20 protein-coding genes are annotated in these 15450 nt (G+C 64.7%); 7 read left to right on the forward strand and 13 right to left on the reverse strand.

The window, feature by feature from the left end:
- Window positions 1–113 precede the first annotated feature (113 nt).
- On the reverse strand, window positions 114–791 hold the full coding sequence (gene cmk / locus ALVIN_RS08155; protein WP_012970852.1) for a (d)CMP kinase: 678 nt from the start codon (window positions 789–791) through the stop codon (window positions 114–116).
- On the reverse strand, window positions 788–2122 hold the full coding sequence (gene aroA, locus ALVIN_RS08160; RefSeq protein ID WP_050750365.1) for a 3-phosphoshikimate 1-carboxyvinyltransferase: 1335 nt from the start codon (window positions 2120–2122) through the stop codon (window positions 788–790). The genes cmk and aroA overlap by 4 nt, the downstream gene beginning before the upstream one ends.
- Before the next feature lie 187 nt (window positions 2123–2309).
- On the opposite strand from aroA, the gene yhbY reads away from it, so the two are divergent.
- Entirely contained in the window at window positions 2310–2612 is a 303-nt protein-coding gene (gene yhbY / locus ALVIN_RS08165; protein WP_012970854.1) for a ribosome assembly RNA-binding protein YhbY, read from the forward strand.
- Between the two features lie 77 nt (window positions 2613–2689).
- Here yhbY and dcd read toward each other — a convergent pair whose 3' ends face one another.
- The 7 genes from dcd to ALVIN_RS08200 form a co-directional block, all read right to left on the reverse strand.
- On the reverse strand, window positions 2690–3256 hold the full coding sequence (gene dcd, locus ALVIN_RS08170) for a dCTP deaminase (protein ID WP_012970855.1): 567 nt from the start codon (window positions 3254–3256) through the stop codon (window positions 2690–2692).
- 87 nt (window positions 3257–3343) lie between these two features.
- Window positions 3344–4351, reverse strand: a complete 1008-nt coding sequence (gene galE, locus ALVIN_RS08175) for a UDP-glucose 4-epimerase GalE (RefSeq protein ID WP_012970856.1) — start codon at window positions 4349–4351, stop codon at window positions 3344–3346.
- Window positions 4352–4400: 49 nt separating this feature from the next.
- The gene (locus ALVIN_RS08180) at window positions 4401–4859 is read right to left on the reverse strand and encodes a protein YgfX (protein ID WP_012970857.1); all 459 of its coding nucleotides are present in this window, start codon (window positions 4857–4859) and stop codon (window positions 4401–4403) included.
- Between the two features lie 3 nt (window positions 4860–4862).
- Window positions 4863–5162, reverse strand: a complete 300-nt coding sequence (locus ALVIN_RS08185) for an FAD assembly factor SdhE (protein WP_050750311.1) — start codon at window positions 5160–5162, stop codon at window positions 4863–4865.
- Window positions 5163–5855 carry a succinate dehydrogenase iron-sulfur subunit gene (locus tag ALVIN_RS08190; protein ID WP_012970859.1) on the reverse strand — a complete coding sequence of 231 codons (693 nt, stop codon included), beginning with the start codon at window positions 5853–5855 and terminating at the stop codon, window positions 5163–5165. It lies immediately after the preceding gene.
- A 153-nt stretch (window positions 5856–6008) separates the two neighbouring features.
- Complete coding sequence (locus ALVIN_RS08195) at window positions 6009–7211, reverse strand: toxic anion resistance protein (protein WP_012970860.1); 1203 nt, start codon at window positions 7209–7211, stop codon at window positions 6009–6011.
- Window positions 7212–7284: 73 nt separating this feature from the next.
- A complete protein-coding gene (locus ALVIN_RS08200) occupies window positions 7285–8292 on the reverse strand; it encodes a cobyrinic acid a,c-diamide synthase (protein WP_223295189.1) in 1008 nt (335 codons plus the stop codon).
- 223 nt (window positions 8293–8515) lie between these two features.
- Between ALVIN_RS08200 and ALVIN_RS08205 the strand changes: the two genes are divergently transcribed.
- The 3 genes from ALVIN_RS08205 (at window position 8516) to aqpZ (ending at window position 9863) form a co-directional block, all read left to right on the forward strand.
- On the forward strand, window positions 8516–8674 hold the full coding sequence (locus ALVIN_RS08205) for an entericidin A/B family lipoprotein (protein ID WP_012970862.1): 159 nt from the start codon (window positions 8516–8518) through the stop codon (window positions 8672–8674).
- Window positions 8675–8796: 122 nt separating this feature from the next.
- Window positions 8797–9024 carry a YgaP family membrane protein gene (locus ALVIN_RS08210; protein ID WP_012970863.1) on the forward strand — a complete coding sequence of 76 codons (228 nt, stop codon included), beginning with the start codon at window positions 8797–8799 and terminating at the stop codon, window positions 9022–9024.
- A gap of 98 nt (window positions 9025–9122) precedes the next feature.
- A complete protein-coding gene (gene aqpZ / locus ALVIN_RS08215; RefSeq protein ID WP_012970864.1) occupies window positions 9123–9863 on the forward strand; it encodes an aquaporin Z in 741 nt (246 codons plus the stop codon).
- Between the two features lie 38 nt (window positions 9864–9901).
- Here aqpZ and ALVIN_RS08220 read toward each other — a convergent pair whose 3' ends face one another.
- Window positions 9902–11278, reverse strand: coding sequence for a ribonucleotide-diphosphate reductase subunit beta (locus ALVIN_RS08220; RefSeq protein WP_012970865.1), 1377 nt, complete (start codon window positions 11276–11278; stop codon window positions 9902–9904).
- A 259-nt stretch (window positions 11279–11537) separates the two neighbouring features.
- Between ALVIN_RS08220 and ALVIN_RS08225 the strand changes: the two genes are divergently transcribed.
- Both ALVIN_RS08225 and ALVIN_RS08230 read left to right on the forward strand, forming a co-directional pair.
- Complete coding sequence (locus ALVIN_RS08225; protein WP_012970866.1) at window positions 11538–12527, forward strand: serine/threonine protein kinase; 990 nt, start codon at window positions 11538–11540, stop codon at window positions 12525–12527.
- Between the two features lie 135 nt (window positions 12528–12662).
- Window positions 12663–12962 carry a DUF4342 domain-containing protein gene (locus ALVIN_RS08230; protein ID WP_012970867.1) on the forward strand — a complete coding sequence of 100 codons (300 nt, stop codon included), beginning with the start codon at window positions 12663–12665 and terminating at the stop codon, window positions 12960–12962.
- Between the two features lie 68 nt (window positions 12963–13030).
- On the opposite strand, the gene ALVIN_RS08235 is transcribed toward ALVIN_RS08230, so the two are convergent.
- The 3 genes from ALVIN_RS08235 to pncC all read right to left on the reverse strand — a co-directional run bounded on the left by ALVIN_RS08235 (window position 13031) and on the right by pncC (window position 14986).
- Window positions 13031–13522, reverse strand: a complete 492-nt coding sequence (locus tag ALVIN_RS08235; protein ID WP_012970868.1) for a CvpA family protein — start codon at window positions 13520–13522, stop codon at window positions 13031–13033.
- Window positions 13523–13545: 23 nt separating this feature from the next.
- A complete protein-coding gene (locus ALVIN_RS08240; protein ID WP_012970869.1) occupies window positions 13546–14292 on the reverse strand; it encodes an SPOR domain-containing protein in 747 nt (248 codons plus the stop codon).
- Between the two features lie 148 nt (window positions 14293–14440).
- Window positions 14441–14986, reverse strand: coding sequence for a nicotinamide-nucleotide amidase (gene pncC / locus ALVIN_RS08245; protein WP_012970870.1), 546 nt, complete (start codon window positions 14984–14986; stop codon window positions 14441–14443).
- Window positions 14987–15142: 156 nt separating this feature from the next.
- Here pncC and ALVIN_RS08250 point away from each other — a divergent pair, with 156 nt between their 5' ends.
- Window positions 15143–15424 carry a cupin domain-containing protein gene (locus ALVIN_RS08250; protein ID WP_012970871.1) on the forward strand — a complete coding sequence of 94 codons (282 nt, stop codon included), beginning with the start codon at window positions 15143–15145 and terminating at the stop codon, window positions 15422–15424.
- Window positions 15425–15450: the final 26 nt, after the last annotated feature.

Raw genomic sequence — 15450 nt, forward strand, 5'->3', positions numbered from 1 at the left:
GAGGGGTGTTTTAAGTAAACGAAAAGGTCGACGCTCTCCACGTCGACCCTACCTGTTTCAGACCGCTGTTCGCAGCCAATCCAAGGGATTGGACTGGCCGGATGCCGGCGATCTTAGGAGCCTCGGGCGATCGCTTCCGGGAAGACGCGCCTAACCTCTTCCAGGACTCGATCGAGCACTTCAGCAATGGACATCTGGGTGGAATCCACCAATACGGCATCCTCGGCGGGACACAGGGGTGCCACCGGGCGGGACCGGTCGCGCGCGTCCCGTTCGCGGATGTCCGCTACAAGTTGCGGGAGGTTAGCATCCACCCCCTTCTCCTTCAACTGTTTATAGCGGCGTTCGGCACGGATCTCGGGGCTGGCATCGAGAAAGATCTTCAGTCGTGCCTGAGGAAAGACCACGGTGCCCATGTCGCGTCCGTCGGCCACCAGGCCAGGCGCGCGGGCGAAGCGGCGCTGCCAGTCGAGCAACGCCGCGCGCACGCCCGGATGGGCGGCCACGCGCGAGGCGGCCATGCCGGCCTCTTCAGTGCGGATGGCATCGCTGACGTCCTCGCCGGACAGGAGCACCCGTCCGGCCTGGAACTCGACCGGCAGGGCGGCGGCCAGCGGAGTCAGCGCCTCAGGGTCGTCGAGATCCAGTCCCTGGCGACCGGCCGCCAGACCCAGCACTCGGTAGAGCGCGCCGCTGTCGAGCGCGTGCCAGCCGAGCCGTTCGGCCAGGCGCTGCATGAGCGTGCCCTTGCCGGTGCCGGAGGGACCGTCGATGGTGAGGATCGGGGTCATGGACGCTGTTCCTCGATCGTCAGCCCGGCGTTTGAGGCCAGTTGCGGGAAGCCGGGGAAGGAGGTCTCGACATTGGCGCAGTCGCGCACCTCGATCGGCCCACTGGCGCGCAGTCCGGCGATGGCAAAGGACATGGCGATGCGGTGGTCGCCGTGGGCCTCGATGGCGTTCTCGCCTGTGGCCGAACCCAGGGTGCCGCCCTGGATGCGGATGCCGTCCGGGGTCGGTTCGGCCTGGATGCCGAGCTTGGTCAGGCCATCGGCCATGACCTGGATGCGGTCGCTCTCCTTGACGCGCAGCTCTTCGGCGCCGGTCAGCACCGTCTCGCCCTCGGCGCAGGCGGCAGCGATGAAGAGCGCGGGGAATTCGTCGATGGCCAGCGGCACCTGATCGACCGGAATCCGGATGCCGCGCAGCCGGGCCGACTTGACGCGGATGTCGGCCACCGGCTCGCCGCCGGCGGTGCGCTTGTCGAGCAGTTCGATGTCGGCGCCCATGGCGCGCATGATGTTGATGACGCCGACTCGGGTCGGGTTGATGCCGACGGCTTCGAGCAGCAGATCCGAGCCGGGCGCGATGCTGGCGCCGACCAGAAAGAACGCGGCCGATGAGATGTCGGCCGGGATGCGCAGTCGGCAGGCGGTCAGGCGTCCGCCGCCGGTGAGACAGACGCGCAGTCCCTGGCGGCGTACTGAGTAACCGAAGGCGGTCAGCATGCGCTCAGTGTGGTCGCGCGTCGGCTCGGGTTCGACGATACAGGTCTCGCCCTCGGCATAGAGTCCCGCCAGCATCAGGCAGGATTTGACCTGGGCGCTGGCCATCGGCAGGCGGTATTCGAGGCCGTTCAGATGGTCCACCGGCTCGATGGTCAGGGGCGCTGTGCCGGTCGGACTGGTGCGGATCTGAGCGCCCATCAGTGCCAGCGGCTCGGTGACGCGGCGCATCGGACGGCGCGTCAGCGAGTCATCGCCCACCAGTGTGGCCGTGAACCCCTGCCCCGCCAGCAGTCCGACGAGCAACCGCATGGCCGTGCCCGAGTTGCCCATATCGAGCGTCGTGTCGGGCGCGCGCAGACCGCGCATCCCCACGCCCTCGATCACCAGCTCGCCGTCGCTCGGACCCTCGATCGAGACGCCCATGGCACGGAAGGCCGCGAGTGTGGCCAGGGCATCGGCCCCTTCCAGGAAACCGCTGACCTGGGTGCGCCCCTCGGCGATGGCCGAGAGCATGATGGAGCGATGCGAGATCGACTTGTCGCCCGGCACGCGCAGACGTCCGCGCAGTGAGCCGCCGGGGCTGATGAGGTAGCGATGATCGATGAGCGAGGACAAGGCGTCTCCCAGGCTCGCGTGGCCGGTGATGAAAGGGCTGGGATTGTAGCAGTCGCCGGGCGGCGAACCAACGCACACCACGCTGGGATGGAAATTCAAGTAGGATGTCGGCCCGACTCGTTCGAGCATCATGACGGATGCCCGCCGAAGCGGCGTCCTCCCGTTCACACCCCTAAAGATCGACCCCATGCCCATCACCGAGAAACAGAAACGCTGGCTCAAGCCCCAGGTCCATCATCTCAAGCCCGTCGTACTCGTTGGTCAGTACGGCATCACCGAGCCGGTCCTGGCCGAGATCGAGATTGCACTCGACCATCATGAACTGATCAAGGTCCGCATCAACGCCGGCGACCGTGACGAGCGTGATGCCGCCATCGGCCTGATCTGCGAGCGCACCGGCGCGGACCTCATCAATCGCATCGGCAACGTCGCCGCGCTCTATCGCCACAATCCCAAGAAGCGCGACCCCATCGTACTGCCGAAGCTCTGAGGCGGCCCCAGACCTCGCCACACACGCAAACAGTGGCCTGAACCAAACGCCGCTCGGTTCAGGCCGTGATCCCTGACTCAGGATCTGGGCAGGGTCACGCCGCGCTGCCCTTGGTACTTGCCGCCGCGATCCTTGTAGGACGTCTCGCAGACCTCGTCGGACTCGAAGAACAGGATCTGCGCCACACCCTCATTGGCGTAGATCTTCGCCGGTAGCGGCGTGGTGTTGGAGAACTCCAGCGTGACATGACCTTCCCATTCAGGTTCCAAAGGGGTCACGTTGACTATAATTCCACACCTTGCATACGTGCTTTTTCCAACGCACACGATCAGCGTATTCCGGGGGATACGGAAGTACTCCACCGTGCGCGCCAGCGCAAACGAATTCGGCGGAATGATGCAGACGTCGGATTTGAGGTCGACGAAGCTGTTGGAATCAAAGTTCTTGGGATCGACGATCGCTGAGTTGATGTTGGTGAAGATCTTGAACTCATCGGCGCAGCGCACGTCGTAGCCGTAGCTCGACGTGCCATAGGAGATCACGCGCCCATGCTCGCCTTCACGCACCTGGCCCGGTTCGAAGGGATCGATCATCCCATGCTCGACGGCCATGCGTCGTATCCAGCGATCTGATTTGATGGCCATCCGGCCTCCTGACGAAAAACAAAAAACTACGACGCCGCTGATGGGCGGCGCACGACAATGAACTAATGGGACAGCGCCAAGCCGCGCTCAGTAACCGTCCGGATTCTGCGACTGCCAGCGCCAGGCATCGACCACCATACGCTCCAGATCGTATTCGGCACTCCAGCCCAGCTCGTCGCGCGCAAGCGACGGGTCGGCATAACAGCAGGCGATGTCACCGGACCGGCGCTCGACGATGTCATAAGGGACGGCACGACCGCTCGCCCGCTCGAAGGCCGCGATCACCTCCAGCACACTGTAGCCGCGACCGGTCCCGAGATTGTAAGTGACCACGCCCGGCGATTCTTGCAGCTTGTGCAGGGCGGCCAGATGACCTCGCGCCAGATCCACCACATGGATATAGTCACGCACCCCGGTTCCGTCCGGCGTCGGATAATCGTTGCCGAAGACGCGCAACCGCTGGAGCCGCCCGACCGCCACCTGAGCGATATAGGGCATCAGATTGTTCGGGATCCCGTTCGGATCCTCGCCGATGCGCCCGCTCTCATGCGCTCCGACCGGATTGAAATAGCGCAGCAGCGCAATGTTCCAGCGCGGATCGGAGACATGCAGATCGTGCAGGATCTCCTCGATGAACAGCTTCGAGCGCCCATAGGGATTGGTCGCCCCGACGGGGAAATCCTCACGGATCGGCACGCTCGTCGGATCGCCATAGACGGTCGCCGATGAGCTGAAGACGAGGTTGCGCACCCCGGCTTCGGCCATCACCTGACAGAGCGTCAGGGTGCCCTGGACGTTGTTGTCGTAATACTCCAATGGCTGCGCCACCGACTCACCCACCGCCTTGAGTCCGGCGAAATGGATCACGGCATCGAACCGGCCCTGGCTGAAGATCTCGCCGAGGGCTTCACGATCGCGCAGATCGACCTCGAAGAAGCCCACAGCCTGCCCCGTGATCTCGCCGACACGGCGCAGGGACTCCTCCCGGCTGTTGCAGAGATTGTCGATTACTACGACATGGATACCCGCCTGCAGCAGCTCCAGGCATGTGTGGCTGCCGATGTAGCCGGCCCCGCCGGTCACTAGAACTCGCATGTCTTGTGTGCTCCGTTCAGTCCGAATGAAATCCGCTGTTACTCGACCTTCAGGCTATCTCAACACGCTCGCCGGCGAGTCGCAAACGTTGGCGCAGACGGCGCAGCGTCTCGGGATCGAGCGAGTCCGGGGGCAGCGCCAGCGTGCGTCGCCGCCACCAGGAACCCTCGACGATGAACACGAGCGCCACGCCCAGCGTACTGACGAAGGTCGCGGGCGAGAGCCGGGCTTCGATCTCGCGTCCGGAGACGAGCCTCAGCGTCCAGAATCCATCCGGGTGCCAGATTGCGCACCGGATCGACCAAGGCGCACGCCCGAGCACATCACCCAACAGCGTCAGCAGGGCGCCCAGCAATACGGCCGAGATCAGCGGCAGAGTCAGCCAGCCGAGCGGTAGCGCCAGGATCACAGCCAGCGCCAGCATCGGTGTTGCAACGGCCAGGAACACGAGCCGGCGCGAAACACGCGGGAACAGTACGAGTGGCGGATACGCTCGATGCGTATCCATGGACTAGACTGCGCGTGGCGACTCGCTCACGACCGCGAGGATCCGTGCAACGAGTGCACGCTGACGCGGTTCGGGCGGCTCGGAACGCTCCATGAACCAGTCGCTCAGATGCGGATCCGGTTCGCCGAGTAGCGCCAGGAAATCCTGCCGCTCGCTCTCGGACAACTCGGCATAGCCGAGATCGAGAAAGCGCGCGAGCAGATGATCCAGCTCCAGCATCCCGCGCCGACACTGCCAGCGCAGACGTTGCAGCTCCCGTGCGTCATCGGTGGGAAGCGGCCGTGATTCGCTCGGGTCAACCACTTATAGCCCCTTTTCGAGCATCAGCTCCTTGATGTGCCCGATGGCGCGGGTCGGATTGAGTCCCTTGGGACAGACCTCGACGCAGTTCATGATGCTGTGGCAGCGGAACAGCTTGTACGGTCCTTCCAGCGCATCGAGCCGCTCTTCGGTCGCCTGATCGCGGCTGTCGGCCAGGAAGCGCCAGGACTGCAACAGTGCCGCCGGCCCATGGAACTTGTCGGGATTCCACCAGAACGACGGACAGGCGGTGGAACAGCAGCCGCAGAGGATGCACTCATAGAGTCCGTCGAGCTTGTCGCGATCAGCCGGACTCTGCGGGATCTCCTGCTCGGGCAGCGGATCCTTGCGCACCAGATAGGGCTTGACCGCGCGATACTGTTCGTAGAACTGGGTCATGTCGACGACCAGATCGCGGATGACCGGACGCCCCGGCAACGGACGCACCGCGATCGGCGTCTTCAGCTCAGTGATCGGCGTGACACAGGCCAGCACGTTGCGACCATTGGCGTTGACCGCGTCCGACCCGCAGACACCCTCGCCGCAGGAGTGACGAAAGCTGAAGGACTCGTCTTGCTTCTTCACTTCCAGCAGTGCATCACGCAACATCATGCCCTGGAAGGTCTTGACCTCGTAGTCCTGCATCCGGGGACGCGGGTCGGTGTCCGGATTGTAGCGATATACGCTGATTCTCATCGTCGATACCCGAGACGGTTGGCTGTTGGAGACTGGGCGAATACGCGGCGATCCAGAGGCTTCGGACGATTCGCGCTAACCTGTGCATCCTACCTGTTTTGTGCGCCGCAATAAAACAGCCGGATCTCCTGGTTAACCGCACGGCCCCCGATCCTACTGAGTGATCGCCCGACCCACTTGGGCGGCATCGCCCTTGTCCATGCGCTGGATGGCGGCATCGCCCTGATTCGCCAGCACTTCAAGACGGTCGATCTGGGCATCGAGCTGGGGCAGCGCCTCGCGCCGGTAACGCGAGACCTCATCGATGGCACCGATCACGTCCGTGAACGCCTGCTCCAACTGTTTCATGTCGAGCACCGTGGATGCGGCGCGATTCTGGATCTCCACGCCCTGGGTGCGCAGCGCCTTGGCGGTGCCGGCGATCAGATTCGAAGTCGTGGTGTTCAGGGCTTCCACCCGATCCAGCACCAGACGCTGATTGGCCAGCGCCAGCGCCACCGTGACCGCGACATTCAGGGCCGAGACCGTGACATTGATGGCCCGATCCACGCCGCGCATCAGCTCGCGGTTGTTCCGGATGACCACTTCCAGAGCCATGATGCCCTGCTGACTGACCGCCAGCTGCTGTTGCAGATCCAGGATGCGCTGGCGTAGCGGAAACAGCAGTTCCTCATCGAGAAAACGGCGCTTGGGATCGTCCTGGGGCAGCTCCAGCGCCTTGTCTTCCAGACGCCGGTCGATGATCCGGCCCAGCCCGATCTGGCGGCGCAACTGATCCAGGCTGTCGCGCAGTGACTGCTGATCGTCGCTCAGGGTCAGGTTGTCCCGATGCAGCATCTGCTTGCCGGACTCCAGATCCTTGATGATGCCGTCGAGCGCCTCCTGCGCCGTCTCGAATTTCTGGAAATAGCGTTGCAGCGGCGTGCCGATGCCGGGGATCAGGGCCAGGAGCCGCGACAGGCCCGCCCGGCTCAGGTCGTAGCGCTGGGGATCGAGCTCCTGCATCCGAATACGTAGATCCACCAGCGAGCGCGCTACAGGTCCGCCCTCATCGCCCTGGTGGGCGAGCTTGCGGATCGGTGCCTGGAGCATCTGACTGCGATGGGCCGCCTGACGCTGCACTTCCAGGCCCATGTCGTCCACCGCCTGACGCTGACGGCGGTCGATGCCGTCCTGGTCCGTCGCCTTGAGCACCTCGGCCACGAAGGCATCGGCCATGGCGAGTAGCGCGGGGTCGTCCAACGTGGTCTCGGGGTCGGTCTCCTGTTTCACCCGCGCTTCGATCTCCGCTGCCGGGGGCAGCGACAGATTGAAGCCGGAATCGTCGGTCGTTTGCAGGGTCTTGGATGTGCTCATGCGGGGGTTCCTCGCGTCAGGTGCCGGCCGGTCGTTGTCGGGGGGGGGGGGGGCGCGGAGCCTCGGCGGATCTTCAGGCATCGCGCCCGTAGTGATGCGCCTTCTCCGCGAAGCGCCGCAGATCGGCCAGCGCCTGATCCGCCGCGACCGACGCCTGGGGCCGGTCGGTCTCCACCGCCGCCACGGCCACGGCGGCGTCGTCCAGGGCGGTGATGGCGGCCTCGTTGCGCGCGCTCAACTCGCGCAGGCGCTGCTCGGTCTGCTCAACCAGATCGAGTCGCCGGGTCAGGGCCAGGCGCTCCTCGTCCGGCATCCGGGCCGGCTCCTGGGACAGACGACGGCGCACATAGTCCGCGTCCACCTCGGCCACGCCACGGGCGATCGAGGCCATGGTGTTCAGATTATCCACCGCCGTCCGGGTGACCTCGCCCACCAGACCCCGGGAGCGCTCGAAGGTTAGTTCGTTTGGATCGAATTTGCCGCGCAGCATTCCGTCCACATGCGCATAGCGGGTATAGAGCCGGTCGGACTGGATGGCCAGATCGGGACGCTCCACCGCCAGCAGACGTTTTTTGGCCTCCCAGAGCGCGAGAATCACCGTATCGCTCTCCACCGGCGGGCGGGCAGGATCGAGCACGGCGATTCCCTGCTCGCGGGCCTCGCGTTCCAGTGCGGCCTGTTCCTGTGTCGCCAGTGCCGCCTGCCGGGCCGCGCGCCGGCGCTCGGCCAGGGTCAGACGCCGACGCCGCCACGCCCGCTCGGCGGGGATCGCCGCCGCCAGCGCCGCCAGACCGGTCAGCCATCCGCCCAGGGTCGGGCCGAAGCCGCCCCACAACGAGGTGAGCCAGATGAGCAGGGCGATGAAGGGCACGACGAGCCAATAGCGAATCAGCACCCGCAGCCGCGTGAACGGCTCGCTGGGCAGCGCGGCGTGCGGGTTGATCAGGCCGAGGATCAACCACGGCAGGCAGGAGAGAAAGAGCCCGTAGGCCAGACCCTGGAGGAAGCCGAACATGGGTTGGGTGCCTGTCCGCAGGTGGTAAGGATCGGTCATCGCATGACCGGCCGGCCGCTTGGTCAAGCGGGGCTTCCGACAACAGTATGGCTCTGATGATAGCTGATAGCCGGTCGGTACGGACAGATCGTCAGGCGATCTCAGCGGTTCCAGTTCAGTAACTTAAGTTCGCTAGCGCACCGACAGGCGCGGCCCACATGGCCTAGGGTTGGCCAAACCCGGCGCAGATACATGCAGGACTGACCGGCCGTAATGCAACGCCAACCGATGGCGACGACAACAGGTGACGATGATGAACAAGCTTCCGGCACTGACACTGGCACTGATGCTGCTGATCACGATCAGCGGATTGTTCGGCTGCAATACCATGGAGGGCGCCGGCAAGGATATCCAGCGCGGCGGCGGTGCCGTGAGCGAGACGGCAAGAGACGTCAAGCGGGATATGTGAGACGCGCGATGTCGTCACGCCCGCCGTGGGAAGCGCCGCGCCTGCGCACTGTCGGACGGTGCGCGAAACAGAACGGCACGGAGGCCAAGAGCGATCCATCCCCAACCACTGGAGCACAGGTTATGCATTTCGATATCACCCAGCACAACGTCGGCAACATCGATCGTCTGATCCGCGCGCTTGTCGGCGTTCTCCTGATCGTCGCCGTCTTTCGCGGCAGTAGCTGGTTCGGCGGAATCCTCGGCGCGGTCCTGCTCGCCACCGCTTACTTCCGCTTCTGCCCGATCTATACCTTCTTCAATTTCAGCTCCGACAGCTCCAACGAGGACGTCGCTCCCCAGGGCAAATAGGCCGTGCGGGCACCCGCCGGGTGGGTCATCAGGCCCGGCGGTGGAACCAAGCGACTGGACTGGCTACATCGGCCATTAAAATTATGGAGCCTGCTGTCATGCTATTGATGAAGCGCTTACTCGCCGAGTTCATCGGCACGTTCTGGCTGGTTCTGGGCGGTTGCGGCGCGGCGGTGTTTGCCGCCGGCGTGCCCGATGTGGGCATCGGCTATCTGGGCGTCGCCCTGGCCTTCGGTCTGACGGTGCTGACCATGGCCTACGCAATCGGTCATATCTCCGGCTGTCATCTCAACCCGGCCGTGTCGGTTGGTCTGGCCGTTGGCGGTCGCTTCAGCGTGGCCGATCTGCCGCTGTATGTCGTGGCGCAGACGCTGGGGGCCATCGTTGCCGCGTTTCTGATTCTCTTTGTGGCCAGCGATATGGGGCTGTACAAGGACGGTCAGGCGACCTTCGCTCTCGCGGCCGACAGTCTGGCCGTGAACGGTTATGGTGAGCTGTCGCCGCAGGGTTACGGACTCGTGGCCGGACTGGTGACTGAAATCGTCATGACCATGATGTTTCTGTTCATCATCCTTGGCGTCACGGACAAGCGCGGCACCGCCGTGGCCGGCGGTCTGGCCATCGGTCTGGCGCTGACCCTGATCCATCTGATCTCGATCCCGGTCACCAATACCTCGGTGAATCCGGCCCGCAGCACAGGTCCAGCGTTAGCCCTCGCCTTCTCGGGCGAAGGCAAGGCGCTGGCGCAGTTGTGGCTGTTCTGGGTGGCGCCTATCGTCGGCGCGGCCCTGTCCGGCGTCATCTACCGCTTCTTCGAGCGCGACGAGGGGCGAGTCTGAGGGCGCGAGGCGCGAAAAAACTGACGTCCGCAGACGGCTCAGTCCCAGTTCAGGGCGCCGCCGGTCTGATACTCGGTGACACGGGTCTCGAAGAAGTTCTTCTCCTTCTTCAGATCCAGCACCTCGGACATCCAGGGAAATGGGTTGCTCGCGCCCGGATACTGCTCCGGCAGACCGATCTGGGCGCAGCGCCGGTTGGCGATGAAGTGCAGATAGTCCTCGAACATCTGAGCGTTGAGTCCGAGCACCCCGCGCGGCATGGTGTCGTGAGCATAGCGCGCTTCCAGCTCGACGGCCTCGCGGATCATGCCGACCAGTTCCTGCCGGAACTCGGGCGTCCAGAGGTGCGGATTCTCGATCTTGATCTGATTGATGACGTCGATGCCGAAGTTCATGTGCATCGACTCGTCGCGCAGGATGTACTGAAACTGCTCGGCGGTGCCGGTCATCTTGTTGCGCCGACCCATGCTCAGGATCTGCACGAAGCCGACATAGAAGAAGATGCCCTCGAAGATGACATAGAAGGCGACCAGCTCGCGCAGCAGCTTCTGGTCGTTCTCCGGCGTGCCGGTCTGGAAGTGCGGATCGGCCAGATGCTGGGTGAAGGGCAGCGCCCATTCAGCCTTGCGCGCCACCGCCGGCACTTCGCGATACATATTGAAGATCTCGCCCTCGTCGAGTCCCAGGCTCTCGACCACGTACTGATAGGCGTGGGTGTGCAGCGCCTCCTCGAACGCCTGACGCAGCAGATACTGACGGCACTCGGGATTGGTGATGTGACGATAGACCGCCAGCACCAGATTGTTGGCGACCAGCGAATCGGCGGTCGAGAAGAAGCCCAGATTACGCTTGACGATGAGACGCTCGTCTTCGGTCAGTCCGTGCGGATCCTTCCAGAGCGCCAGATCGGCGTTCATGCTGATCTCCTGCGGCATCCAGTGGTTGGCACAGGCGTCGAGATACTTCTGCCAGGCCCAGTCGTACTTGAAGGGCACGAGCTGGTTGAGATCGGCGCGGCAGTTGATGATGCGCTTGTCGTCGACACGCACCCGGCTTGCGCCCATGGCGAGTGATTCCAGGCCGGTGGCGCCGCCCGTGCTGGAGGCGCTCGGGTGCGGCTCGGGCAGGATGCGATCATCGATCGGCAGATCGCCCTGCAGGTCCGGGGCGGCGTGGGCAAAGGGATCGGGATCGACGCTGGGGGCGGCGCCGGCGGTCGTCATGAGCGCGGCATTGTCGACCAGCCCCAGACCGGGACGCGGATGCGCCGGGCGTGGAGACGACTGGGGCGTCGCAGCTCCATGAACGGCCGTGTCCGGTCGGCGCCCTGGTCTTGGACGCGTCACGGGTTCCAGCGACGGCTGCGGGTTTGGAGTCTGACTGGTGGTTGCGAGTGGGTCATCCCAGTTCAGCATGGTTTCTGGCCTCCGAGGTCGCTGCGGCGGGTGAACGAGAGGGGGGGCGAGTCTACGCGATTTCAGCGACGGCTCCAAGAGATAAAGACCATATCTTGTGCATTCAATGCGTCGTGGATCGCTTATATAGTTGTCAGGCACTTTGCCATGCCGGTGGCGCCCGCTCGATGCCTGACCCTGGGGAGGATAGAGAACCGCTGGCGCGACGCGTTCGAGACGAATGCGGCCCAGCGGGACCGGAAAGCGTTAGAATCAGGTCATGAACACAGCCAATCCAACCCCCTATGCCGATCTCGGTCCCGACTGCGTGCTGGATGCCGTCGAAAGCCTGGGGCTGGTGCCCGATGGTCGTCTGCTGGCACTCAACAGCTACGAGAACCGCGTCTATCAGGTCGGCCTTGAGGACGAGGCGCCCGTCATCGCCAAATTCTACCGTCCCGGACGCTGGAGCGATGCCGCCATCTGCGAGGAGCATGCGTTCACGCTGGCCCTGGCCGAGCTGGAGATCCCGGCCGTCGCCCCTCTGGACATCGGTGGCGAGACGCTCCACAGCTTCGCCGACTACCGCTTCTCGCTGACGCCGCGACGTGGCGGGCGTCATCCCGAGTTGGGCGACCTAGACGTTCTGGAATGGATCGGGCGCTTCATCGGGCGCCTCCACGCTGTCGGCGCGGTCGAGCCGTTCCGCCATCGCCCGACCCTCGACATCGCGCATTTCGGCATCGAATCGCGCGACTATCTGCTCGCCCACGACTGGATCCCGGCCGATCTGCTGGCGGCCTATGTCAGTGTGGTGGATCAGGCTCTGCAAGGCGTGCGCGACTGTTATGCGCGCGCCGGATCGATCCCGCACCTCCGGCTGCACGGCGACTGTCATCTCGGCAACCTGCTCTGGACCGACGCCGGCCCGCACTTCGTCGATTTCGACGACGCGCGCCAGGGGCCGGCCATTCAGGATCTGTGGATGCTGCTCTCGGGCGAGCGCGAGGAGATGAGCCAACAGCTCGCGGCCGTGCTCGCCGGTTATGAAGACTTCCAGGAATTCGACACGCGCGAACTGCATCTGGTCGAGGCGCTGCGCACGCTGCGTCTGATCCATCATGCCGCCTGGATCGCGCGGCGATGGGCCGACCCCGCCTTCCCGGCGGCCTTCACCTGGTTCGGCGACGCGCACTACTGGCAGAATCATATCCTGCAACTGCGCGAACAGATCGCGGCGATGGAGGCCGGCCCCCTGCATGGATTCTGAGCAGCGGATGCGCGGCACCAAGACGCGGTTTAGAATGCGCCGCTCCTGCACCACGATGCACGCGCCCACCCCGACCGGTAACGGTGGAGTTCCGGGCCGGCATGAACACCGATTCGACATCCGAGGTCTCATCACATGCGCAACCGAGGCGGACGCCAACAGTCCGACGATCTTGATTTCAACGGCTCGGACTGGCTTGGCAAGGCCAAGGATCTGATCAATCAGGGCAATCTCAGGCGGCTGATCGTGCGCCGCCCCAGCGGGCGCATCCTGGCCGATCTGCCCCTGACCGCGGCGGTAGTCGTCCTGGTCATCCTGGTCCTGATCGTGCCGATGCTGATGGCGCTCGCCGCCCTGGCCGCGCTCGCGATGCAGTTCAAGCTCGAGATCACACGCGATCCGGGTGTCTACGACAGTCACGACTACGACGACTGAAGCGCCTGCTCGATCGAGGGTGGCCGAGGCGCTCGCCGCTGACTGTGGTCAGCGGTGCCGCGTTGCGATCAGATGTGCTTCAGCCGGCTTTCGAGTTCGGGGGGAGTCAGACTGAGCAGCCACTGGCCGATCGACTCGAAGTCCATGATCAGTGTCGACTCCTTCCAGACCGGATCGGACGGCGCGGGCGTCAAGGCCGCCAGATAGACGGCCATGGCCACCAGCACCACGCCGCGCGCACCGCCGAAGGCCATCCCCAGCACGCGGTCCAGTCCGCTCAGGCCGACCGTGTCGATCAGGGTCGTCAGGATGGCCGCGAGGATAGCGCCAGCCAGCAGCGTCAAGAGCACCAGTCCGGCAAAGGCGGCGCCCTTGCGCACCATGGGATGCGAGAGTTGCGTGCTCAGCAGATCGGCCACTTCCTGATGGAATAGCCAGGCGATCACGAGGGCGGCGATCCAGGTGCCGAGCGAGAGCACTTCGCGAATCAAGCCGCGCGCCAAACCGACCAGGGCCGAGAGCGCAATGATGCCAATGATGATGTAGTCGACCCAGTTCATCTGGTTTGTGGGTTGTTCGTCACTTACTGGTAGCGTTGGATGAGCGTGTCGAGCTTTTGCTGCTTGCGCAGCATCTCGGCGGTGCGCTCGGCATTGGTGCGGTCGATGTCCGGACCCACACGTACCCGATAATAGGTCTTGCCATTGACCACGGCCTGCTCGACGAAGGCCGAGAAGCCGGACTGCTTGAGTTTGCCGGCCAGTTTGCCGGCCGCTTCCGGCGAACCGAGACTGGAGACCTGGACCACCCAGGATGGCAGACCATCGGCGCGCGACTTCGGAGGCTCGGGCAGTGCCACCCTCGACTCCGGCTTGGGGGCTGGCTGCTGGGCCGGCTTCGGGGGCTGAGCCGGTTTTGGTGTCGGCGCCTGCGCCATCCTGGAGGCTGGCGGCGGCGCCGGGGGCGGAGTCCGAGGCTGTGGGACGGTTGGCGGCGCAGGCTCCGAGACCGGATCGAAGGTGATCACATCCGGACCATCCTCTGCAAAGGCTTCATCGATACGCCCGAAGTCCCGCATCGGTTCGGGGGGTGTCAGTTGCGCTTCCTCATCGGTCAGACCACCGGCCTCGGCGGGCATCGGCGGCGTTCCGGGCACCGCATAGGGTGCGTCGAGCGACAATGGATCCTGGAATACGGGTTCGGGCGGAAGCGGCCCCTGGACATAAGGCGGTGCGGGCGATTCGTCCTCGAACAGCATGGGCACGAAGACCACCGTCACGGTGATCATCACCACGGCGCCGGCCAGTCGTTTCTTGGCTCCTTCTTGCATTGCTCATCACCCGATGGTCGGGCACCGCTGAGCGTGCCCGCGTATTGATGTCGTTCATGCCCCGATGAGGCAGGCGCCAGTATAACTCAGACCCACCGGCGCGGCGCGGGACCGGGTGTCCGGCCAGACCGCCAGAACCCCATGTCAGTCAGCCATCGGTCTTCCGGGGGAGCGGAGCGTTGAGCCATTCAAGCAGACCCAACAGCGCCGTGCGCACCGCCTGGGCGCGCACCGCCTCGCGATCGCCGGCGAAGCACGCGCGGCGCGTCACGGATGCGCCGCCCGCTTGCCCCCAAGCGAACCAGACGGTTCCGACCGGCTTTTCGGGCGAGCCGCCGCCCGGCCCGGCGATACCGCTGACGGCCAGCGCGATCTCGGCCTGACTGTGCGCCAGCGCGCCCGCGACCATAGCGCGCACCACGGGTGCACTCACCGCGCCGTGCTGTCCGATCAGCCCGGCGTCGACGCCGAGCATCTCCTGCTTGGCCGCATTGCTGTAGGTGACGAAACCGCGATCGAACCAGTCGCTGCTGCCGGCGATGTCGGTGATCGTCTTGGCGACCCAGCCGCCGGTGCAGGACTCGGCCGTCGCCAGCCGCCAGCCGCGTTCTCGCAGGCACTCGCCCACGCGCGCCGCGAGCCGGGTGAGTTCATGGGGTGAAACCGAATGCGGGGCAGGATGATCTGTCGTCATGGGAGACGATCTTCGCCGAAGGCGACGGACCGGACAAGCGTCGGCGTTGGAAAAAATCGTCTGAAAACCGCACTATTACACTGTCAAGGCCGGCAGAGCGGCCGACACCCCAATCTCAGACGATCCGATCCAACCGACGAGACGACCCAAGAGACCATGAGCGACCTGGAGATCCGTTGCGAACACAAGCCCTCCCCCGCCAAACTGGACGTGATGGGCGTTTATGACTGGCCGATCTGGAAGAAGGAACCCTCGACCTTCTCTTGGCGCTATGACCAGACCGAAACCTGCTATGTGCTGCGCGGCCGTTTTCGCGTGACACCCGAGGGCGGCGAGCCGCAAGCGTTCGGGCGCGGCGATCTCATCACCTTCCCGGCCGGACTCTCCTGCACCTGGGAGATCATCGAGGCGGTCGAAAAACACTACGACTTCGCCTAGGCGTCTCCAGTACGCGCCGCGCGTCG

Source organism: Allochromatium vinosum DSM 180, assembly GCF_000025485.1.
In the GTDB taxonomy this organism is placed as follows: domain Bacteria; phylum Pseudomonadota; class Gammaproteobacteria; order Chromatiales; family Chromatiaceae; genus Thermochromatium; species Thermochromatium vinosum.